This window comes from Marinibacterium sp. SX1 (assembly GCF_050389775.1).
In the GTDB taxonomy this organism is placed as follows: Bacteria; Pseudomonadota; Alphaproteobacteria; order Rhodobacterales; family Rhodobacteraceae; genus Marinibacterium.
In genome coordinates this window covers 3496198-3517288 of sequence record NZ_CP177144.1, presented here as the reverse complement: position 1 = coordinate 3517288, position 21091 = coordinate 3496198, and the positions used below count along the sequence as shown (strand labels likewise).

The 21091-nt window shown below is 67.9% G+C and carries 18 protein-coding genes; 11 read left to right on the top strand and 7 right to left on the bottom strand.

Features of this window, described 5'->3' with window-relative positions; all coding sequences use genetic code 11:
* Positions 1–35: 35 nt before the first annotated feature.
* Together ACK3BB_RS15875 and ACK3BB_RS15870 are read right to left on the bottom strand one after the other, a co-directional pair.
* Positions 36–1580 (bottom strand): caspase family protein, encoded by a 1545-nt coding sequence (locus ACK3BB_RS15875; protein WP_428925611.1) that lies wholly within the window; start codon positions 1578–1580, stop codon positions 36–38.
* Positions 1581–1729: 149 nt separating this feature from the next.
* The gene (locus tag ACK3BB_RS15870) at positions 1730–2782 is read right to left on the bottom strand and encodes an OmpA family protein (protein ID WP_428925610.1); all 1053 of its coding nucleotides are present in this window, start codon (positions 2780–2782) and stop codon (positions 1730–1732) included.
* A gap of 255 nt (positions 2783–3037) precedes the next feature.
* Between ACK3BB_RS15870 and ACK3BB_RS15865 the strand changes: the two genes are divergently transcribed.
* A complete protein-coding gene (locus tag ACK3BB_RS15865) occupies positions 3038–4582 on the top strand; it encodes a caspase family protein (protein WP_428925609.1) in 1545 nt (514 codons plus the stop codon).
* Between the two features lie 18 nt (positions 4583–4600).
* Here ACK3BB_RS15865 and ACK3BB_RS15860 read toward each other — a convergent pair whose 3' ends face one another.
* From ACK3BB_RS15860 to ACK3BB_RS15840, 5 genes are read right to left on the bottom strand one after another with little or no spacing between them, the layout of a single operon-like run.
* Entirely contained in the window at positions 4601–6391 is a 1791-nt protein-coding gene (locus ACK3BB_RS15860) for a hypothetical protein (protein WP_428925608.1), read from the bottom strand.
* A complete protein-coding gene (locus tag ACK3BB_RS15855) occupies positions 6388–6804 on the bottom strand; it encodes an ExbD/TolR family protein (RefSeq protein WP_428925607.1) in 417 nt (138 codons plus the stop codon). Before ACK3BB_RS15855 ends, ACK3BB_RS15860 begins: the two co-directional genes overlap by 4 nt.
* A gap of 43 nt (positions 6805–6847) precedes the next feature.
* Complete coding sequence (locus tag ACK3BB_RS15850; protein ID WP_428925606.1) at positions 6848–7285, bottom strand: ExbD/TolR family protein; 438 nt, start codon at positions 7283–7285, stop codon at positions 6848–6850.
* Positions 7286–7289: 4 nt separating this feature from the next.
* Positions 7290–7910 (bottom strand): MotA/TolQ/ExbB proton channel family protein, encoded by a 621-nt coding sequence (locus ACK3BB_RS15845; protein ID WP_428925605.1) that lies wholly within the window; start codon positions 7908–7910, stop codon positions 7290–7292.
* 3 nt (positions 7911–7913) lie between these two features.
* Entirely contained in the window at positions 7914–8357 is a 444-nt protein-coding gene (locus tag ACK3BB_RS15840; protein ID WP_428925604.1) for a hypothetical protein, read from the bottom strand.
* 424 nt (positions 8358–8781) lie between these two features.
* On the opposite strand from ACK3BB_RS15840, the gene tssA reads away from it, so the two are divergent.
* The 10 genes from tssA (at position 8782) to ACK3BB_RS15790 (ending at position 20733) form a co-directional block, all read left to right on the top strand.
* A complete protein-coding gene (gene tssA, locus ACK3BB_RS15835) occupies positions 8782–9837 on the top strand; it encodes a type VI secretion system protein TssA (protein ID WP_428925603.1) in 1056 nt (351 codons plus the stop codon).
* 90 nt (positions 9838–9927) lie between these two features.
* Entirely contained in the window at positions 9928–10434 is a 507-nt protein-coding gene (gene tssB / locus ACK3BB_RS15830) for a type VI secretion system contractile sheath small subunit (RefSeq protein ID WP_428925602.1), read from the top strand.
* Between the two features lie 10 nt (positions 10435–10444).
* Positions 10445–11941, top strand: a complete 1497-nt coding sequence (gene tssC, locus ACK3BB_RS15825) for a type VI secretion system contractile sheath large subunit (protein ID WP_428925601.1) — start codon at positions 10445–10447, stop codon at positions 11939–11941.
* 107 nt (positions 11942–12048) lie between these two features.
* Positions 12049–12531, top strand: a complete 483-nt coding sequence (locus ACK3BB_RS15820; protein WP_428925600.1) for an Hcp family type VI secretion system effector — start codon at positions 12049–12051, stop codon at positions 12529–12531.
* Positions 12532–12636: 105 nt separating this feature from the next.
* Positions 12637–13458, top strand: coding sequence for a type VI secretion system accessory protein TagJ (locus ACK3BB_RS15815; RefSeq protein ID WP_428925599.1), 822 nt, complete (start codon positions 12637–12639; stop codon positions 13456–13458).
* Positions 13451–13948 carry a type VI secretion system baseplate subunit TssE gene (gene tssE / locus ACK3BB_RS15810; protein WP_428925598.1) on the top strand — a complete coding sequence of 166 codons (498 nt, stop codon included), beginning with the start codon at positions 13451–13453 and terminating at the stop codon, positions 13946–13948. Before ACK3BB_RS15815 ends, tssE begins: the two co-directional genes overlap by 8 nt.
* Positions 13949–13951: 3 nt before the next feature.
* On the top strand, positions 13952–15829 hold the full coding sequence (tssF, locus tag ACK3BB_RS15805; protein ID WP_428925597.1) for a type VI secretion system baseplate subunit TssF: 1878 nt from the start codon (positions 13952–13954) through the stop codon (positions 15827–15829).
* Positions 15793–16857, top strand: a complete 1065-nt coding sequence (gene tssG, locus ACK3BB_RS15800) for a type VI secretion system baseplate subunit TssG (protein WP_428925596.1) — start codon at positions 15793–15795, stop codon at positions 16855–16857. Before tssF ends, tssG begins: the two co-directional genes overlap by 37 nt.
* A 64-nt stretch (positions 16858–16921) precedes the next feature.
* The gene (gene tssH / locus ACK3BB_RS15795; protein ID WP_428925595.1) at positions 16922–19624 is read left to right on the top strand and encodes a type VI secretion system ATPase TssH; all 2703 of its coding nucleotides are present in this window, start codon (positions 16922–16924) and stop codon (positions 19622–19624) included.
* Between the two features lie 23 nt (positions 19625–19647).
* A complete protein-coding gene (locus tag ACK3BB_RS15790) occupies positions 19648–20733 on the top strand; it encodes a hypothetical protein (RefSeq protein WP_428925594.1) in 1086 nt (361 codons plus the stop codon).
* Positions 20734–21091: the final 358 nt, after the last annotated feature.

The following is a 21091-nucleotide window of genomic DNA, read 5'->3' as shown; positions in this document are numbered from 1 at the left end:
CTCATCTGCCCGATCTCCTGCGCCGCGCCCCGGGGTCAGTCGTCCAGCCCGTAGGCCAGGCGGATGCCCCGCTTGGTGCCCGGGCCGATGTCGCCGTCGATGGCACCCTGGTAGAACCCGAATTCCGTCAGCTGTTCCTGCAGGGCCCGGCGGGTCTCGCCGGTGAACATGTTGGGCCGTTCCTGCAGGATCTTCAGCACGTCCGGGCTGCCCGACCGAAGCGCGGCATAGAGATATTGCGCGGCCTCGTCCGGCCCGGACCCGGCCACCAGCCCGTCATCGATCAGCGCGGCATAGTTGAACTGGGCCTGGGGGTGGCGCAGGTCGGCGGCGCGCCGGAAATAGTCGATCGCCCGCGGCGGATTGGCCGGCAGGCCCAGCCCGCCCTGGTAATACAGAAAGCCCAGGTCGTTGATCGCATCGGCGTAATCGGCCTCGGCCGCGGCATTGTACAACTCCAGCGCCCGGTCGTAATCGACAACCACCGACAGCCCGCGTTCATAGAGCTTGGCCAGCTCGAACTGGGCTTCGGGTGAACCGGCGGCGGCGGCCCGTTCCAGGAAATCGGCGGCGGCGTCGGGATCGAACCGGTCTTCGTTGGGGTTCAGCCGCATGTAGGCCAGGCCCAGCATCGACCGCGTGTCGCCCTGTTCGGCCAGGGCCAGCAATTGCTGTTCCTGGTCGGGTCGGATGCCGGCCCAGGCATCCAGCGCCGAGCCTTCGGTGCCCTGGATCTGGCCCTGTCCCGGCCCGGCCAGGTAGAAGGGCACGCCGGTCAGCGAGCCATAGGTATGGGGTTCCTGCAGGTTGCCGGTCATTTCCAGCACCTTGTCGCGGACCTGGCGGAACATCAGGCTGATTTCCAGCCCCGGTTCGACCATCTTTTCCATCAGCGCCGTGGCATAGGGGCTGTGCACGCCGACGCCGTCCAGTGCCACCTGGCCGTCACGGGCGGCAAAGGCCACCAGCGTGCCCCGGTCGGGATCGGCCGGGGCCAGCCCGCCCGAGGATCCGCCCGGCGCGCGGGCGCTGTCGGTCACGCTGCCCTCGGTCTCGGTCGCGGCGGCCAGGTCGATGGCGCCGCCCAGCGGGTTGTCGCGGCAGCTGTCGAGGATGACGATGCGCATCTTGCGCGCCCGGTCGACGGCCGCCAGCATCTGCTTGAGCGAGACCGACTGGCGCTGGACATCGAGGTTCGACCGCACCTGGGCATCGACGGGGATCATGAAATTCTCACCCGCGACCTCGACCCCGTGCCCGGCGAAATAGATCAGCGCCAGGTCGGCGGTTTCCGAGCGAAAGGCGAAATCGTCGAGCTGCTGGCGCAACTCGGCGCCACCGGCATCCAGCGACAGGGTGACATCAAAGCCCATGGTGCCCAGCGTGGCGGCCACGCCCCGGGCATCGTTGATCGTGTTGTCCAGCCGGCCGATGGTTTCATAGTCGGACATGCCGATCACCAGCGCCTGTTTCTCGGTCGCCGCCCGGGTCGGCCCGGCCAGCACCAGCGCGGCCCCGAGGGCCAGTATCGCAATGAGGAACGGAAGATCGCCCGAAACACGGCGCAGGACAGGTTGCATGACGCACCTTTTGGTAAAATGAACTTGGCTCAATACGGTATATATCAGAACCCCGGCCGAAAATTGCCAGTGCCTTCGGTCAAAAAATTGCGTTCAGGGGTGTTGGAGGTATCGAAAATGTCGCCCGGCTGGCCGGAACGGGGCGGATGTCACTCCAGCAGGCGGAATTCGACCCGCCGGTTGCGGGCCCGGTCGCCGGGGGTGTCGCCGGGCACCAGCGGCCGTGTCGCGCCGAGGCCGGCCACCTCCAGCCGGTCGGCCGGCACGCCCCGGGCGATCAGCGCATCGGCCACGCCCCGGGCCAGCGCCAGGCTGCTTCGTTGCTGCTGGGCGCGGCTGCCACCGGCTCCGACATGGCCCGCAATGCCCAGCCGATGGGGTGCACAGCGGTGGGTGATGTCGGCCAGCCGGTCGATCGTGCGGCTGTCGCGCGGCGGCTGGCCGGTATCGTCAAAGGTGATGTCGTTGAGCCGCGACAGGGCGCTGATCCGGGCGATGCATTCCGGCCGGCTCATCTCGGCGCCGCGCGCGGCCAGGATGGTCTGGCCCGGTTCGGGCGGCCGCGTGCCGGGGGCGTTGCGCTGAAAGACCAGCTCGAAGGTCACGAAGACCAGCGGCAGGATCTTTACGTTGGCCGTAGATTCCAGCTGGGCCCGCCCGCCGTCCAGCCCGAAGGGCGCCATCGGCACGGCGACCGGCGTGATGGCATGCACGGCCACCCGGTCATGGTCCAGCAGGGTGATGTCGAGCGGCACGTCAAAGGCCTGTTCGGCCCCGTGCAGCGACAGGGTGACGGGCAGGGTCAGGGCCAGGTGACGGTCGAGGCCCAGCGTGGCCAGGTCGGCCTCGGCCAGCCGCGCGGTGATGACGGCCTCGCGGTAGAGATAGGTTTCGAAGAAGATGAACCGCAGGCGCACGTTGCGGATATCGATGCCGGTTTCCACGGTTTCCAGGTCGACGGCCAGGCGTATCTCGCCGTCGGGGGTGATCTGGCCGGACAGGGCGGTAAAGCCGTTGTCCTCGGCCACGCGGTCGTTCTTGACCGAGGCAAAGCGCAGGCGCGAGGCGTCCGGGTCCAGCGTCCAGCCGTGTTCGAACGGGTCATGGCCCCCCTGGGCGGGCGCGGGGCCGGGCAGGGCGGCCGCCAGCAGGGCCAGCGCCAGGGCAAGGGCGAAACGGCGCAGGGCCGGCATCTGGACCATCGGGCGATCGGGCCTTGGTGCAATCTGGACGTGCATGATCCCCAGCTGTAGCAGATATCTGGTGTAGAGGAACCGTTAAGGGCTTTTCTGTATGACGAAGCGACGGGCGGGGCTTGCGACACGGGGGCGGGCTTTGCATGATCCGCCCGTAGGCGGCCGTTTCCACGGCCGGAAGGGAGGGTATGGATGCGCATGATGTGCCGGCACGCGCGGGGGCTTGCCGCGGGTGTCGTTTCGGGCGCTTTTCGGTCGGTTGTGTCCTGGGCAGGCGCTTGCGGGGCGGTTGCGCCCTGGGGCTGCCGTCTTGTCCTGTGTCTGGGCCTGCTCTTCGGCTGGGCCGGGGCGGGGCTGCGGGCCGAGGAGCGGATCGCGCTGGTGGTCGGCAACGGCGCCTATGGCGCGGTGTCCTCGCTGGACAACCCGGCCAGCGATGCCCGGCTGATGGCCGAGGCGCTTGGCGGGCTGGGCTTTGACGTGACGCTGCTGGTCGATGCCAACCAGGTCGAGATGAAGCGCGGCATTGCCCAGTTCGGCCGCGCCCTGCGCTCGGCCGGGGCGGATGCGACGGGGCTGTTCTATTATGCCGGCCACGGGGTGCAATCCTTTGGCGCCAATTACCTTTTGCCCGTCGATGTCGCGCTGAGCGATCCGGCCGACCTGGATCTCGCCGGGGTCGATGCCCAGACCGTGCTGCGCCAGATGTATTCGGCGGCCAACCGGACGAACATCTTCATCCTCGATGCCTGCCGCAACAATCCCTTTACCGAGATCCCCGAATTCAACGACCCCGGCCTGGCCGAGATGCAGGCCCCGCGCGGGACGTTCCTGGCCTATGCCACGGCCCCGGGCGAGGTGGCCTATGACGGCGAGGACGGCAACAGCCCGTTCACCCGCGCCGTGGTCGACGAGATCGGCCGCCCCGGCCAGTCGATCGAACGCATGTTCCGACAGGTGCGCATCGCGGTTCTGGAAACGACCGGCGGCCGGCAGACGCCCTGGGACAGTTCCTCGCTGACCAGCGAATTCGTGTTCAACCGGGGTGCCGCGGTGATCAGCGCCGAGGAAGAGGCCGCCCGCGCCTGGGAGGCCGTGCGCGCGGATGGCGACGTGGTCAAGCTGATCCTGTTCCTGCGCACCTATCCCGACAGCGCCCATGCGGATGACGCCCAGTCGCTGCTGACCGAGCGCATGCGCGACCGCGCGCCGGGCGAACGCCCGGGGGAAACGGTCGTGGTGGTCGAACCGGCCCCACCGGCCGAGACCGGCCCGCAGGATACGGCGCAGGGCGCAGCGCAGGATCCGGTGCAGAATTCGGCGCAGGCCGCAACGCCGGAGCCCGACCCTGACATCGGCCTCACGCACGAGGAACAGATGTTTGCCGCCGCCCGGGGCGATGGCACCCGCGCGGCCTTCGAGGCCTATCTCGCGCGTTATCCCGGCGGCCGTTTTGCCGACATGGCCCAGGCTGAGCTCGAGGCGCTCGGCGGCGGGGCCGGCGGGGCGCCGCAGGTGGTGGCCTTTGGCGATCCGCTGGTCTCGGATGTGCCGCAATTGTCGGGCCGGTCGATTTCCCAGGTCATCCGTGGCTCGCCGATCTATCCGCCGATCCCCGGCCTGCCCGAGGTGGTCTGGCAGAACAAACCCTGTTCGAACTGCCACCAATGGACCGAGGCCGCGCTTTGCGAACAGGCCAGCCGGTACCTTGTGGCCCGGGCCGAACGGGCACTGGACAAGCCGCATCCCTTCGGCGGCGCCTTCAAGACCGCGCTGCGCGACTGGGCCGCCGGCGGTTGCCGTTAAGCCCCGCGCGGGCCGGGGTCATTCCGGCCTGGTTGTCACGAAGAAATAGACCCATTCGCCCTTGAAATCCGGGTCCATCGCCCGGGCCTCGGCCACCCGTCCGCGCAGCCAGTCGAGGTAGGGTTCGGCCGGTTCGATCATCGGGCGCAGCCCGTCGTAAAGCGGGATCGAAGCGGCGAAGGCCACGGCGATTTCCTGCCCGAAGGGCGGCCCGACATACAGCTTCAGCCCCGGGTCCGTATCCCGTGCCGCGCCGACGCGAAAGGTGCTGGCCAGCCGGGCATAGACCAGTTCGGTCGTGTCGTTCGGTGACAGGTGCAGCACGTTCCCCTCGGCATCGAAGTAATCGATATAGACAAAGGCATCGTAATCGGGCGCGGTCAGGTCGAACCACAGCAGCTCGCCATCGGTGAATTCCAGCACCCGCGCATGCAGCGTCTCGCCCAGCAGCAACGGGTTGGTCGCCTGGTCGGTCGATTGCGCCAGCCCGACCCGGCTGATCCCGGCCAGCGCGCCGCATTGCGGGCGCGGCAGCAGGGCCATGTTGTCCGACACGCCGATATCACCGCCCATCTCGGCGCGCAGCGCGTCCAGCACCCCGGCGCGCAGCCCGTCCTCGGGGATATGGCCGTCGACGCGCAGGCTGGCCGTGTCGGGATCAAAGGCCAGCTGCAGCCGCGAACAGGGCACCCCGGCCAGGAGCCCCTCAAGCCCGTCGCGCAAGGTGGCCGCCGCGGGTGCCTGGCCGGGGGCGACAAAACTCTGGAAGGCGGCGAAGGACACCGGATCGACCGGCCCGCCATCGGAGGGAAAGGCCAACATGGCCTGCATGCGCTCGGGCTGGGGCAGGGTTGGCGACAACGGCCGGGCCGGGGCGGTGCCGGGGGCCAGGCGCCGGGGCTCGGGGTCTTCGGGCGCGGCGGGCCGGGCAAGGGCGGCCACGGCCGGGGCGGCGTCCAGCCGGGCGGTGCCGGCCGTGGCCCGGCTGGCCTGGCCGCGCGACGGAAAGGCCCGGCTGACCGATGGCGTGACGGCCTGGGCCTCGGCCCGGGCAGGCTGGGCCGAACTGGCGGGATCGGGGGGCAGGGCCGCGGCAATGGCCGTGGTGCTGGCCGGGCGGGCGTTGTCCAGCGGCAGGGTCTCGGGCAGGGCGGGATGGGCGGTGAAGGCCGCGGCCTGGGCCGGGTCCAGCCCCTGGGGCCGGGGCCGGGCGGGCGGCAGGCCGGTGGCCGGGGCCTCGGCAGTGGTGGCCAGGGCAAAGGCCGGCCGGGCCTGGTCGATGACCGATGGCGCGGGCAGATGACTGCGCGCGGGCCGGGCGGCGGGCGGCAGGGCGCTGGCCGGGCTGACATCGGGGGCCGTATCGGGCAGCCGGGCATTGGCCGGCGCGGCGGCGGCCAGGCCTGAAAAGCGCGGCGCGGCTGCAACGATCCGGGCTCCGGGCGCCGATGCGGCGGGCAGGGCCTGGGCCGGCGGATCGGCGGCCTCGGCAGGCGCGGCATCCGCCGGCGCATCGGCCAGGTGCAGGGCCGGTGGCGGGGCGGGACGGCCCCGGCTGACCGGGATGGCCCCGGGCGGCGCGGTATCGCCCCGGGCCTCGGCGGGCGTGGCCGGATCGGCCTGGGGCGCGGTCTCTTCGGCCCGGGTGCGGTCCAGCCGGTAGGCGGTGACCTCAAGCTCGGTCTCGGGGCGGGGCGGTTCGGGCAGGGGCGCGGGGGCCAGGAAGGCGGCCAGCCCGGCCAGCGCCCCGGCATTGATCAGGGCCGAGGCCAGCAGGCCGGCGGGCCAGGCGATGCGCCGGGCAGTCACGGTGCGCCCTGGGCGGTGGCCGGTGTCACGACCAGCACCGTGTCGGCCACCCCGGCGGTCTCGGCCAGGGACAGCAGGGGCAGGACAAAGCGCAGCTCGGCATCGCGATGGGCGTTGAGCCGCAGCAGCAGGTCGGGCCGGTCGGCCAGTGCGCCCGCGATCCGTGCGGGCAGGGCGGCGCGGTCGATCGGCGTGCCGTCCCAGGCCAGCGCGCCATCGGCGGAGACCGACAGGGTGACCCCGCCGGCCGGCATGTCGCGGCCCGTGCCGGCCAGCGGCGGGGCCACGTCGAACGGGGCGGTGGCATCCATCCGCCCGATCAGCATGAAGAAGACCAGCAGGAAGAACACCACGTCGATCAGGGCGATGATCGTCTCGCCCTGGGCCGGGCGTGCCGGGCGGGCCAGCTTCATGGGCCTGTCCCCCGGATCGGGCCCCGGATCCGGCGAGGGACACTCACGGGCTGGCCTCCAGCCGCACGACGCGCAGCCGGGTGATCCCGGCGGTGGTGGCCAGGTCCATGACCGAGACCAGCGCCTGGGTGCGGGCGGCGGGGGATGGCAGCAACAGGACCTGGGTCAGCGGGGCTTCGGCGACCTGGCGGGCCAGTCGATCGGCCAGGGCTGTCGGGTCCAGCCGCTGGCCGCGCAGCACGGGCACGTCATCGGCGCCGATGCGGATCAGCAGCGTGCCGGCCCCGGCGCCCTGACCCGGGCTGGCCGTGGGCGCATCCGCCGGCGCATCGGACCGGCGCGCGGCGGGGATCATGTCGAGATCGAGATAGGTCGAGGTGACCATGAAGAAGACCAGCAGGATCAGCATGACATCGATCATGGGCACCAGCGAGATCAGCGCGCGGGGCCGGGCCGGGCGGGAGAGGGTCGGCGCGCCCATCGCGCTAGTCGTCCGGTGCGGCCAGGCTGAGCAGCCGGCCGACGGCGCTTTCGATGGCCAGCGCCCCGCGGTCGATCCAGCCGGCAAAGAGCCCGGCGGCCACCGCGGCGGGAATGGCCACCAGCAGCCCGGCGGCGGTGGTCAGCAGGGCCTGCCAGATCCCCCCGGCCAGGACCGAGGCATTGGCCGCGCCTTCGGCCATCTCCAGTTCCTGGAAGGATTGGATCATGCCCAGAACGGTGCCCAGCAGGCCCAGCAGCGGGGCGGTCATGGCGATGATTTCCAGCAGCCGCACGAGACGGTTCATCCGGGCGACCTCTTCGTTGCCCAGCCTTTGCAGGTCGGCATCGAGCCGGGGACCGGTGCGCCCGGCGTCGAGATCCTGCATCGCAGTGGCCAGCAGCCGGTCGGCGGGGGCCGCGCCGGAGGCAACGGCGGCCATGGCCTCGGCCCGCTCGCCGCGCTGCCAGTGGCGCAGCGCCCGGTCGCGGCGATCGGCGCCCCGGGTGACCGGCCAGAGGTCGACGATCTTGACCACGATCAGGGTCAGCGACAGCACGGACATCAGGCCCAGCACGGCAATCACCGGACCTCCGGTCCCGACGGTCTGAAACAGCGCGGGCATCGCCTATTTCACCAGCGGCGCCGGGGTTTTGCTGTCGAGCACGAGCAGCGGGAAGCAATCCATCTCGTCCTCGTTCTGCGGCTTGCAGGAGGTCAGCTCGTGGAACAGCACCTCGGAAATGTCGGTGCAGGCGAGGTCGGGGATCTCGAAGAGCTTGAGCGTGGTGCGGGCGACGGGCAGAGGGGCTGCGTCGATGGCCAGCAACCGGTCGATCACGCCATTGCCGTCGAGGATGGCCAGCGACATCTCGAAGCCGTCATAGGATTTGCCGGTGCGGTTGCGGAACAGGAAGAACGCCCGGCAGCCGCCGGTGTCGATCTCTTCGAACTTGTTCAGCTCGACCGTCAGCGTGCCGTCATCGGCGGCCTGGGCGCGGGAGGGGCCCGGCGCGGCCAGGGCGATGCAGGTGGCGGCAAGGGCGGCAAGGATGCGGGACGCGATGGGCATTGGGGTCTCCTGCGGTCGAGAGGGCGGTGCGTATGGGCGGATCATGACGGGCCGGATCAGCGGCGCGGATCGGGGGATGGGGCGGCGCAGGGGCCGGGCCGGAGGCGCGCAAGAGGGGCAGCGGCGGGATCGGTGCCGTGGGGCGGGACGGCCCTCGGGGGTGGCATCCATCCGGCGATGATGCGGCGACCGAAACAGGCGCCGACACGGCCATTGGGCCAGCCATCGAGATGGGCACCGACACGGGCATCGAATGGCGGTCCTTCTTCGGAAATCCCACGAAATCAATTGACTTTGAGAAGACGATAAGGCTGACTTCACGTCAAGGAATTGTTTTGATGTTTGTTTGTGCCGTGATTGACAATTGCCAATTTACGAATGTGTCCGGTGTTGATTTCGGGCACGGGATGCCTGGGGAGGTATGATGGATTTGCGCGCGCTCCTCGAGCCGAGGGTCAGCGAGCCGCCGAGCGGCGACAATCTGGAATACGATCCGGTTTTCACGGAAATGGAACTGGCTGCCCAACCGGGCGAGGAACGCCAGATCGGCGACGAGGTCACGGCCGCCGAAGACCCCGATTACCGCGAGATGAAGCGCACGGCGCTGGACGTGCTGGAGCGCAGCCACGACCTGCGCGCGGCCATCGTGCTGGGCGACGCGGTGCTGCGGCTTGACGGGCTGGCGGGCTTTGCCGAGGTCACGGGCTATCTGCGGGGCTGTGTCGAGCAATATTGGGACAGCTGCCACCCGCAGCTGGACGAGGATGACGACAACGATCCGACGATGCGCATCAACGCCCTGCAGGGCCTGTCCGGCCAGCCCGGCGGGCTGGGCGGGCCGTCGCCGGTCTTTGCCTCGCTGCGCCGGGCGGCGCTGACCGACAGCCGGGGGTTCGGGCGGTTCTCGCTGCGCGACATCGAGATCGCCGAGGGCATCGTGCCGCCGCCGGCGGGCATGGATCACCTGCCTGACACCGGCTCGATCGGGGCGGCGTTCAAGGACAGCGATGACGCGGTGCTTGAGGCCACGCTGGCCGCGGTGCGCCAGGCGCGCGAGGACATCAAGGCGATCAGCGCGGCCTTTGACAGCCACACGCCCGGGCAGGGGCCGGAATATGATGAGCTGGTCAAGCTGCTGGGGGCGATGGAACGGCGGCTGACGTCCTACAGCGATGCCGGCGCCGGGACGGCGGGCGACGCGCCGGCCTCGCCCGGCTCTGACATGCCGGTCTCGGGCACGCCCGCGGCGGGGGCGCCGGCCGTGCCCGGCACGATCAATTCAACCGCCGATGTCTCGGCCGCGCTGGACCGGATCATCGGCTATTACCACCGCAACGAGCCGTCGAGCCCGATCCCGATGCTGCTGGAGCGGGCCAAGCGGCTGGTGAACGCCGATTTCCTGACGATCATCAAGGACATGGCCCCCCATGGGCTGGACAATGTGCAGACGATCGGAGGGCTTGACGAAGATGATGATTGAACCGCCCGGAATTGAATTTTCCCGCTGCCGCCAATTTATTTTGAACCGCGCGGCGCCGGGACACGACCAAAGGTAATTCAGGAGCAAGAGATGGCCGAAAGTTCACAGAAGTTCATTGCGCGCAATCGGGCGCCCAGGGTCCAGATCGAGTATGACGTGGAGCTTTACGGCGCCGAAAAGAAGGTGCAATTGCCCTTTGTCATGGGGGTCATGTCGGACCTGGCGGGCAAGTCGGAGGTCGAACAACCTCCGGTTGCGGACCGCAAGTTCCTGGAGATCGACGTCGACAATTTCGACGACCGGATGAAGGCGCTGGCCCCGCGGGTGGCGTTCACCGTGCCCAACACGCTGACCGGCGAGGGCAACCTGGCCGTGGACATCACCTTCGAGAGCATGGACGATTTCACGCCCGCCGCGATTGCCGCCAAGGTGGAGCCGCTCAAGGAGCTGCTGGATGCGCGCACCCAGCTGTCCAACCTGATGACCTACATGGACGGCAAGACCGGGGCCGAGGACCTGATCGCCAAGATCATCCAGGATCCCGCCCTGCTGAAGACGCTGGCCGCGCAGCCGGCGCCGAAATCCACCGAGGAATAAGGACAGGCACATGGCAGAAGAACAACTTCAGTCCGAAGCCGGTGGCGCCGCCACGGCCTTTGGCTCTTCGGAATTCGAGGCGCTGCTGCAAAAGGAATTCCGCCCCAAGTCGGACCAGGCCAAGACGGCCGTGGAAAGCGCCGTCAAGACGCTGGCAGAACAGGCCCTGGCCAACACGGCGCTGATCTCGGACGACGCGCTGCGCTCGATCGAAAGCATCGTGGCCGAGATCGACAAGAAGCTGACCGAGCAGGTCAACCTGATCCTGCACCACGAGGAATTCCAGCAGATGGAGAGCGCCTGGCGCGGGCTTCATTACCTCGTCAACAACACCGAAACCGACGAGATGCTGAAGATCCGGGTCATGAACATTTCCAAGAAGGACATGCACAAGACCCTGCGCAAGTTCAAGGGCACGGCCTGGGACCAGTCGCCGATCTTCAAGAAGGTCTACGAGGAGGAATTCGGCCAGTTCGGGGGCGAGCCCTATGGCACGCTGGTGGCCGATTACCATTTCGACCATTCGCCGCCCGACGTCGAACTGCTGGGCGAGATGTCCAAGATCGCCGCCGCCGCCCATGCGCCGCTGATCACCGGGGCCAAGCCGTCGCTGTTCCAGATGGACAGCTGGGGCGAGCTGGCCAATCCGCGCGACCTGACCAAGATCTTCCAGACGCCCGAATATGCCTCGTGGCGGAGCCTGCGCGAAAGCGAGGATGCCAAGTATGTCGGCCTGGCCATGCCGCGCTTCCTGGGCCGGCTGCCCTATGGCGCCAAGACCGACCCGGTCGAGGCCTTTGCCTTCGAGGAAGACACCGAGGGCGCCGACAGCTCGAAATACGGCTGGGTGAACGCGGCCTATGGCATGGCCGTCAACATCAACCGGTCGTTCAAGAATTACGGCTGGTGCTCGCGTATTCGCGGCGTGGAAAGCGGCGGGGCGCTGGAAAACCTGCCCAGCCATACGTTCCCCACGGATGACGGCGGGGTCGACCAGAAATGCCCGACCGAAATTGCCATTTCCGACCGACGTGAAGCGGAATTGGCTAAAAATGGAATGATGCCGCTCATTCACCGAAAAAACTCGGACCTGGCGGCATTTATCGGCGCGCAGTCGCTGCACAAGCCGGCAGAATATGACGATCCGGACGCCTCGGCGAATGCGAATCTTGCGGCAAGACTCCCATATTTGTTTGCAACGTGCCGGTTCGCTCACTATCTAAAGTGCATGGTCCGGGACAAGCTCGGATCCTTCAAAAGTCGCAACGATATGGAGGGTTGGCTCCAAGGCTGGATTGAACAATACGTCGATTTGAATGCAGATATTTCCTCGGAAGCTGAAAAGGCCCGGAGACCGCTGGCAGCAGCGGAAGTCCTGGTCGAAGAAGTGGAAGGGAACCCCGGATATTATTCCTCGAAATTCTTCCTGCGACCACATTACCAGCTGGAAGGACTTTCGGTCTCCCTGCGGCTTGTTTCCAAGCTGCCTTCCGAGAAGGGCGCCTGATTTTGCGATGGTGGCCTTCCGTTAACACTCAAAACTGATTTTCCCTGCCGGATTAGCCTCCGGCCCGTACACCACAGAAAGGTTGCGAAATGGCTGAGAACTCCTTTATGCACATCGGTGATATCGAAGGCGAAGGCACCGAAAAGAACCACATCAAGTGGATCCCGCTGAAATCGGTCGATTGGGGCCTGGAGCGGACTCTGGACATGGACGACCTGTCGACCACCCAGCGCGGCTATGCCAACGCCAAGTTCAACAAGATCTCGGTGACCACCGAACTGTCCTGCGCATCGGCCAAGATCATGACCTCGGTTGCCAACGGCACCGTGCGCGACGACATCAAGATCCACCTCTGCCGCTCGGGCGACGACCCGTCGAAAGGGATGGAGCCCTACCTGATCTTCACGCTCAAGCATGCGGTCATCGACACCTATTCGGTGAACGGTGGCGAAGAGCAGGTGCCCGAGGAAAGCTGGGCCGTGGCCTATCGCCATATCGAGATCGAGTACAAGATGGCCGATCCGAAGACCGGCGCGCTCAAGCCCAAGAACAAGTTCGCCTGGGACCTGCTGCAAGGCATCGCAGGCTGATCACGGCCTGACCGGCCCGGCCCGCCAGGCGCCATGTGCGCCGCGGGCCGGGCCGACCTGTTTGACTTACATGTGCATAGAATTTCTGCGGGAGAGCGTGGGCCCATGACGCCGGAAGAGCATCTGAAAGCCGGAGACCTGGGATCGACGCTGGCCAGCCTGCAGGACCGGGTGCGCAAGGATCCGTCCGACGCGCGGCTGCGGATCTTCCTGTTCCAGCTGCTTTGCGTGCTGGGCGACTGGAAGCGGGCGATTGCCCAGCTGAAGGTATCGGCCGAGCTGGACCCGGGGGCCGAGATGATGGCGCGGACCTACCGCGAGGCGATCATCTGCGAGGTCTATCGCGACAAGGTCTTTGCCGGCGAGAAGGACCCGATGATCATGGGCGAGCCGCGCGAATGGCTGGCCCTGCTGATCGAGGCGCAAAAGGTGCTGGCCGCGGGCGAGCCGGGCAAGGCCGCCGAGCTGCGCGCCCGGGCCTTCGAGGATGCGCCGGCCAGTGCGGGCATGGCCGACGGGGCCGGGTTCGACTGGGTGGCCGATGCCGACATGCGGCTGGGTCCGGTGCTGGAGATCATCGTCAACGGGCGGTATTTCTGGCTGCCCTTCGACCAGATCGGTGCGCTGACGATGGAGCCGCCCAGCGATCTGCGCGACGCGGTCTGGACGGCGGCCACGCTGCGGCTGGTCACCGGGGGCGAGGTGCCCGCGCTGATCCCGACGCGCTATCCCGGCACCACGGCGCTTGGCGACGATGCCGCGCGGCTGGCCAGGGCGACCTCCTGGGTGGATGCGGGGGGCGAGACCTTCGTGGGCCTGGGCCAGCGCCTGCTGACGACCAGCGCCGGCGACCTGCCGCTGTGGGACCTGCGCGCGCTGACCCTGCAACCGGCCGAGGAGGAGGCGGCACGTACCGCCGATGGCTGACAAGACGCTCACGGACCGGCTGCAGCCTTCGCTGCTCGACCGGCTGACCGACCATGCGCCCGGCGACCTGAAAGAGCGCCGCGACGAGCGGGTGATCGACGTGGCCCGGCTGCGCGAGATCATCCAGCGCGACCTGAGCTGGTTGCTGAACACGACCAACCTGGAAAGCACCTTTGACGCCGACCTCCTGCCCAACGTGGCCCGGTCGGTCCTGAATTACGGGCTGGCCGAGGTGTCGGGCGAATATTCCACCGCCCGGCGGGCCGAGCTGATCCGGGCGTCGATCGAACGGGCCATCGGGTTGCACGAACCGCGGATCATTCCCGGCTCGGTCGACGTGACCCTGTCGCCCGACGATGCCCGGGGCGAGATGACCGTGGCCTTCGACATCCATGCCGACATGTGGGCCCAGCCGCTGCCGCTGGAATTGTACCTGCGGTCGGTGGTCGACGTGACGACCGGCGAAGTGTCGGTCGAGCGGCGGGTGTAGGCGATGGATACACGGCTGCTGCGCCATTACGAGAAAGAGCTGCTCTTCATGCGCGACATGGGGGCGGAATTTGCCGAGGCCTTCCCCAAGATCGCCTCGCGGCTGGGCATGGAAGGGGTCGAGGTCCTTGATCCCTATGTCGAGCGGTTGTTGCAGGGCGTGGCCTTTCTGTCGGCCCGGGTCCAGCTTGAGCTGGAACTGCAATATCCCAACATCACCCAGCACCTGCTGGAGATCGTCTATCCCCATTACCTGGCGCCGACGCCGTCGATGATGATCGCGGCCTTCGGTGCCGACGTGACCAATACCGCGCTCAAGGACGGCTATACGCTGCCCCGCGACAGCGCCCTGCGCAGCCGGCCGCTGGAAGGCGAGACCACGCCCTGCGAATTCCGCACCGCGGCCGATGTCACCCTGTGGCCGATCGAGGTGGCCGAGGCCGAATATATCGACGGGCGGGGCGAGCTGGTGGCCGCCGGGGTGACCGCCGGGCGCGAGGCCCGGGCGGCCGTGCGCCTGCGCCTGCGCCGGCTGGACGGCGAGCCGATGTCGGCCCTGCCGATGGACCGGCTGACCCTGCATCTGAGCCCGCAGGCCGGCAATGCCTGGCTGCTGCTCGAATTGCTCTGTTCGCAGGTCACCGGGCTGACCGGCCGCTCGGCCGACCGCCGGGCCGACTGGCGCCTGCCGCTGCCCGGCGGCGCCGTGCGCCAGCGCGGCTTTGAACCCGACGAGGCGCTGTTGCCCCGGCCGCGCCGCACCTTCGACGGCTACCGGCTGTTGCAGGAATATTTCGCCATGCCCGAGCGGTTCCTCTTCGTCGAGCTGCAGGGCCTGCGCCCGGCGTTGGAAAAGGCCGAGGGCGATGCCGTCGACATCTATATCCTGCTGCGCGACGGCCGGCGCGAGATGATCCCGACCGTGGTGCCCGGGGCGTTCGTGCTGAACGCGGTGCCTGCGGTCAATCTCTTCCCCAAGCGCTGCGACCGGGTCCATCTGTCAAGCCGCGACACCGAGCACCATGTGGTGCCCTCGCGCACGGCGTCGCTGGATTACGAGATCCACAGCCTGCATTCGGTGACCGGCATTTCCACCGGCACCGCCGATGACGTGACCTTTCGGCCGTTCTATTCGGCCGACGATTTCACCGCCGCCGGCGAAAGCCACCCGGCCTATTACACCATCAGCCGAAAGATGCGGCAGCGCTCGGAACGCGAGCGTCTGCGGGGGGTGCGCACCAATTACCTCGGCTCGGAACTGTATCTGACCCTGATCGACCGGGCCCAGGCGCCCTATGGTGCGGCGCTGGACCAGGTGGCCGTGCAGGCGCTGTGTTCCAACCGCGACCTGCCGTTGCTGCTGGCCACCGGGGGCGATGACGTCTTTCACCTGCCTGATGGCGGGCCGGTCACCCGGGTCAGCCTGCCGGTCACGCCGACGCGCCCGTCGCCGACGCTGGCCCAGGGCGACACGGCCTGGCGCCTGATCAGCCATCTCAGCCTGAACTACCTGTCGATCTCGGACACCGGCCGGGGCGACGGGGCGGCGGCCCTGCGCGAGATGATCGGGCTGTACGCGCCGCTGGGCGACAAGGTGACCGAAAAGCAGCTGGAAGGCATCACCGGCGTGACCAGCCGGCCCATCGTGCGCCGGATGAGCGACGAGGTGTTGTCGACGGCCGTGCGCGGGCTGGAGATCACGCTGCATTTCGACGACAGCTTCTTCGAGGGCTCCAGCGTCTATGTGCTGGGCGCCGTGCTCGAACGGTTCTTCCGCAAGTATTCGACCCTCAATTCCTTCACCGAAACCGTCCTGAAGACCCGCGAACGGGGAGAGATTTCCAGATGGCGCCCAGTCAGCGGCCTGGCCCGGATCATCTGAGCCTCTACGACCGGCTGGTCGAGGCGCCCGAGGAACATCACCTGTTCCAGGCCCTTCGGGTGATCGAGGCCCACCATTCCGACGCGCCGCGGCTGGGCGAAAGCCGGCGGCCGCGCGAGGATCGCGTGCGGCTGGGCCAGGAGGCCGAGCTGGCCTTTCCGACATCGACCATCGCGGCCTACACGAAGGGCCGCGAGGGCCGGCCCGACAAGCTGACCAACCGGTTCTTCGGGCTCTTCGGGCCGCACGGGCCCTTGCCCCTGCACCTGACCGAATGGGCCCGCGACCGGCGGCGCAATCACCGCGACTGGACGCTGCAGGCCTTTGGCGACATGCTGACCCATCGCATCATGTCCCTGTTCTACCGGGCCTGGGCCACCGGCCAGCCGGCGCCCAGCTACGACCGCACCGACCGCGACGATGGCGTGGCGCGCAAGGTGGCCGCGCTGGCCGGCTATCACGGCGACCACCTGCATGACCGCGATGCCGTCCCGGGCCTGGGCCGGCTGGCGTTTGCCGGCCACCTGTCGCAGGGTCCGCGCAATGCCGAGGGGCTGATCGCCATCCTGTCGGCCTATTTCGACGTGCCGGTTGCGGTCGAGGAATTCGTCGGCACCTGGCTGCAGCTGGAACCCGATGACCAATGGGAGCTGGGCCGGCCCGCCGCCCTGGGCCAGAGCACGTCGATCGGCAGCCGGGTCTGGTCGCGCTCGGCCAAGTTCCGCATCCGCATCGGCCCGCTGTCGCGGCCCGATTACGAACGGCTTCTGCCCGGCGGCCCGGCGCTCGACCGGCTGACGGCCATCGTGCGGTCCTATGCCGGCGATGCGCTGGAATGGGACATCAACCTGGTGCTGAAGGGCAGCGAGGTGCCGCGCGCCTCGCTGGGCGGGAATACCCGGCTGGGCCTGATGAGCTGGACCGGCGCGCGCCCCGATCCCGATGCCGTGCGCCCCGATGCCGGGGATCTGTTCATCTATCCCCGGCTGCACCCGGATGGCGACAGGGCGGGGGTCGCGGGACCATGAGATACCAGGGGCGCCGGGCCAACCGGGCGCGATTTGAACGACAGGAACGACAAGGGAGTACGAGATGACGGAAATCAGCCGCGTTGCCTTGTTCGGCAAGCTCAACACGCTGGGCTACCAGGCAGTCGAAAGCGCCACGGTCTTCTGCAAGATGCGGGGCAATCCCTATGTCGAAATCGTGCATTGGCTGCACCAGATCCTGAATGCCCAGGACAGCGACATCCACCGCATCGTCCGGCATTACGACCTGGACCCGGGCGCCATCGCGACCGAGATCACCCGCGCCCTGGATCGCCTGCCGCGCGGGGCGACGACCATCTCCGACCTCAGCGAACACCTGATGGATGCGATGGAACGGGGCTGGGTCTGGGGCTCGCTGCTTTACTCCTCGAACCAGGTGCGCACCGGCCACCTGCTGCTGGGCATGCTCAAGACGCCGCCCCTGCGCAACATCCTGCAGACCATGTCGCCCGAGCTGGGGCGGATCGGCCCCGATGACCTGGCGGATCATTTCGGCGCGGCGACCGACGGCTCGCCCGAAGGCGCGATGCGGCCCCAGGACGGATCGCAGACCGGCGGCGGGGCGCATCCGGGCGAGGCATCCGATGCCATGCATGCGCCCCAGATGGGTCAGGGCGAGGCGCTGGAGCAATTCTGCACCGACCTGACCGAACAGGCGCGCAACGGCGAGATCGACCCGATTGTCGGCCGGGACGAGGAAATCCGCCAGATCGTCGACGTGCTGATGCGCCGGCGCCAGAACAACCCGATCCTGACCGGCGAGGCCGGCGTGGGCAAGACGGCCGTGGTCGAGGGCTTTGCCCTGCGCATCGCGCGCGGCGACGTGCCGCCGGCGCTGAAGGACGTCAAGCTTCTGGTGCTGGACGTGGGGCTGTTGCAGGCCGGGGCCTCGATGAAGGGCGAGTTCGAGAACCGCCTGCGCCAGGTCATCGACGAGGTGCAGGCCAGCCCGGTGCCCATCGTCATGTTCGTCGATGAAACCCACACGCTGGTGGGGGCCGGGGGGGCTGCGGGGACGGGCGATGCGGCCAACCTGCTGAAACCGGCGCTGGCGCGCGGGACCCTGCGCACCATCGGGGCCACGACCTGGGCCGAGTACAAGAAATACATCGAAAAGGACCCGGCGCTGACCCGCCGCTTCCAGGTGGTGCAGGTGGACGAGCCGGGCATTCCCAAGGCCATCCTGATGATGCGGGGCATTGCCTCGATGCTGGAGAAACACCACCGGGTGCAGGTGCTGGACGAGGGGATCGAAGCGGCGGTGACGCTCTCGGCCCGCTACATTCCCGCCCGCCAGCTGCCGGACAAGTCGGTCAGCCTGCTGGATACGGCCTGCGCCCGGGTGGCGGTGTCTCAACATGCCGTCCCGGCCGAGGTCGACGACAGCCAGCGCCGCATCGAGGCGCTGACCACCGAGCTGGAGATCATCGACCGGGACGAGACCGCCGGTTACGACGTGGCCGACCGGCGCGAGGCGGTGACGGCCGCCAAGACCGCCGAGGAAGAGCGCCTGGCCGGTCTGACCAAACGCTGGGACACCGAAAAGGAGATCGTCGAGACCATCCTCGATCTGCGTGCCCAGTTGCGGGCCAAGGGGGAACCTGTCGATGCGGCGGATCCTGCGCCCGAGGTCCCCGGGGACGACGAGACCGTCTCGCGCGATGCGCTGATGAACAAGCTGCTGCACGCGAAAGAGCGCCTGGCAGAGGCCCAGGGCGACAGCCCGCTGATCCTGCCCATCGTCGACGCCCAGGCCGTGGCCAGCGTTGTCGGCGACTGGACGGGCATTCCCGTGGGCCGCATGGTCAAGGACGAGATCCAGACCGTGCTGAGCCTGGAGGACCACCTGGCCAAGCGGGTCATCGGCCAGGATCACGCGATGAAGATGATCGCCAAGCGCATCCAGACCTCGCGCGCCGGGCTCGACAACCCATCGAAGCCCATCGGGGTCTTCCTGCTGGCCGGCACCAGCGGCGTCGGCAAGACCGAAACAGCCCTGGCCCTGGCCGAGATCCTCTATGGCGGGGAACAGAACGTCATCACCATCAACATGTCCGAATACCAGGAAGCCCATACCGTCAGCTCGCTGAAGGGCGCGCCGCCGGGATACGTGGGCTATGGCGAGGGCGGGGTGCTGACCGAAGCGGTGCGGCGCAAGCCCTATTCGGTGGTCCTGCTGGACGAGGTCGAAAAGGCCCATCCGGATGTGCACGAGATCTTCTTCCAGGTCTTCGACAAGGGCGTGATGGAAGACGGCGAGGGCCGGATCATCGATTTCAAGAACACCCTGATCCTGCTGACCTCGAACGTGGGGTCGGACCTGATCATGGATCTCTGCGCCGATCCCGAGCTGATGCCCGAACCCGAGGGCATCGCCAAGGCCCTGCGCGACCCGCTGCTCAAGGTCTTTCCCGCCGCGCTGCTGGGCCGGCTGGTGACGATCCCCTATTACCCGCTCAGTCCCGACATGATCGCGGCGATCACCCGGCTGCAGCTGGGCCGCATCCAGAAACGCGTGTCCGAAAGCCACGGCGTGCCGTTCGACTATTCCGACGGGGTGGTCGAGATGATCGTCGAGCGCTGCCAGGAACTGGAGAGCGGCGGGCGCATGATCGACGCCATCGTGACCAACACCATGCTGCCCGAGATTTCGGCCGAATTCCTGCGCCGGATGATGGAGGGCGGCGAGATCCGTAAAGTCTCTGTTGATACGAGTGAGGGAGAGTTCGCCTACACGTTCGAATAGGAGCTTCGGAGGAGGAGCCAGGGATGCAATTCGTGATGGAGGCCGGCGGCTACAAGGTTGTCGAAAAGATGCGGCTGAAGAGTTCGAAGAAATATGTCGAGCTGTCGGGCGATGCCACGTTCAGCTGGAAGAACGAGGGGATCGCCGCGATCTCGGACAAGAGCCGGGGGGCGTACCTGGCCGAGGTCGGCAAGACGATCCAGTCGGCCTACAAGAAGGCGCTGACCGCGGTGACCAAGGCGATCCAGGCGCTGATCGACGGGGTGGAAAAGAAGATGATGGCCATGGAACTGGCCTTTACCAAGAAACACGCCAAGTCGCCGCCGACGGGCAAGGAGGTCGAGGCGGCGCTCAAGCAGATGAACGCCTTCAAGGACAGCGAGCTGGTCAAGATCGGGGCCGAGGCGCAGAAGCTCTACCAGGAGGCCGTGGCCCGGCTGACCCGGCCCGCGCACGAGGCCGGTTGCAAGAAGATCCAGGAAGGCGCGACGCTCAAGAAGGATCACGGCAAGCTGGCCTGGACGCTGGTCAAGTTCGTCGTCGTGGCCACGGCCATCGCCTTTGCCACGGTGGCCACCATTGCCACCGGGGGCGCAGCGGCGGTGGTCATCGTGGCGGCCGCGGCGCTGATCACCAAGGGGCTGTCGCTGATCGTGTCCACGGCCAAGGACCTGACGGCCTATGCCAAGCAGTACCGGGCCAATGTGGCGATTGCCGCCGACGAGGTCGCGACCGCCGAAAAGGCCATCGACAAGGCGCTCAAGGCGATCGAGGCGGCCAATGCCAACCACGAGGCGATGACGCTGAAGGTGGGCCAGGTGAAACAGGAATTCCTGGTGGCGATCAAGAAGCTCGACGGTGACAAGAGCGGCGACAAGAAGGTGCAGGAAGCCCGCAAGAACCTGGAACAGGGACAGTCGGACATCCTGAAGTTCGAAACCCAGCTGGGCGGCAAGCCGGCCGATGTGCTGGCCGCGCTGAAGACGGCCAAGCAGGACCTGGTCAAGGCCCAGCCGCGCAAGGTGCCCGATCTGGATACGTCGAACCGCTGGGCCGATTTCTTCAAGAACGCGGCCGATGTGACGTCGAGCGCGGTCAAGGCCTTCTGACCCGGGGCAAAGCCTCGCAATCCGGCGGCCGGGCCGGGGCGGGCACGAACGACAGGCGGGCGCCCGGGCCGGGGCGGCCGCACCGGCCGGTGACGGACGGCATGAACGGCGACCATGCGTGAACGACAATAAACGTGAACGGTAGACTTGCGTGAACGGTGAACAGGAGCGGAGACAGACCGCCATGGCAGACAGGACGGACAGGGGCGAGATCACCAGCCAGGCGGCGGGCCGAAATGGCACCGCCGCCCCCGGACCCGTGGCCGCCGGCAGGGACAATGGCGCCGGTGATACCGGATCAGTCACCGGTCCCGCTCCGACGGGCAGCACCGGACATGGTGCGGTGTCGGGCGCAGGT

What these genes read in the sequence shown, in the direction of transcription:
- ACK3BB_RS15875 (WP_428925611.1), bottom strand. Translation starts at nt 1,580, where the DNA reads ATGCAACCTGTCCTGCGCCGTGTTTCGGGCGATCTTCCGTTCCTCATT.
- ACK3BB_RS15870 (WP_428925610.1), bottom strand. Translation starts at nt 2,782, where the DNA reads ATGGTCCAGATGCCGGCCCTGCGCCGTTTCGCCCTTGCCCTGGCGCTG.
- ACK3BB_RS15855 (WP_428925607.1), bottom strand. Translation starts at nt 6,804, where the DNA reads ATGAAGCTGGCCCGCCCGGCACGCCCGGCCCAGGGCGAGACGATCATC.
- ACK3BB_RS15850 (WP_428925606.1), bottom strand. Translation starts at nt 7,285, where the DNA reads ATGGGCGCGCCGACCCTCTCCCGCCCGGCCCGGCCCCGCGCGCTGATC.
- ACK3BB_RS15845 (WP_428925605.1), bottom strand. Translation starts at nt 7,910, where the DNA reads ATGCCCGCGCTGTTTCAGACCGTCGGGACCGGAGGTCCGGTGATTGCC.
- ACK3BB_RS15840 (WP_428925604.1), bottom strand. Translation starts at nt 8,357, where the DNA reads ATGCCCATCGCGTCCCGCATCCTTGCCGCCCTTGCCGCCACCTGCATC.
- tssA (WP_428925603.1), top strand. Translation starts at nt 8,782, where the DNA reads ATGGATTTGCGCGCGCTCCTCGAGCCGAGGGTCAGCGAGCCGCCGAGC.
- tssB (WP_428925602.1), top strand. Translation starts at nt 9,928, where the DNA reads ATGGCCGAAAGTTCACAGAAGTTCATTGCGCGCAATCGGGCGCCCAGG.
- tssC (WP_428925601.1), top strand. Translation starts at nt 10,445, where the DNA reads ATGGCAGAAGAACAACTTCAGTCCGAAGCCGGTGGCGCCGCCACGGCC.
- ACK3BB_RS15820 (WP_428925600.1), top strand. Translation starts at nt 12,049, where the DNA reads ATGCACATCGGTGATATCGAAGGCGAAGGCACCGAAAAGAACCACATC.
- ACK3BB_RS15815 (WP_428925599.1), top strand. Translation starts at nt 12,637, where the DNA reads ATGACGCCGGAAGAGCATCTGAAAGCCGGAGACCTGGGATCGACGCTG.
- tssE (WP_428925598.1), top strand. Translation starts at nt 13,451, where the DNA reads ATGGCTGACAAGACGCTCACGGACCGGCTGCAGCCTTCGCTGCTCGAC.
- tssF (WP_428925597.1), top strand. Translation starts at nt 13,952, where the DNA reads ATGGATACACGGCTGCTGCGCCATTACGAGAAAGAGCTGCTCTTCATG.
- tssG (WP_428925596.1), top strand. Translation starts at nt 15,793, where the DNA reads ATGGCGCCCAGTCAGCGGCCTGGCCCGGATCATCTGAGCCTCTACGAC.
- tssH (WP_428925595.1), top strand. Translation starts at nt 16,922, where the DNA reads ATGACGGAAATCAGCCGCGTTGCCTTGTTCGGCAAGCTCAACACGCTG.
- ACK3BB_RS15790 (WP_428925594.1), top strand. Translation starts at nt 19,648, where the DNA reads ATGCAATTCGTGATGGAGGCCGGCGGCTACAAGGTTGTCGAAAAGATG.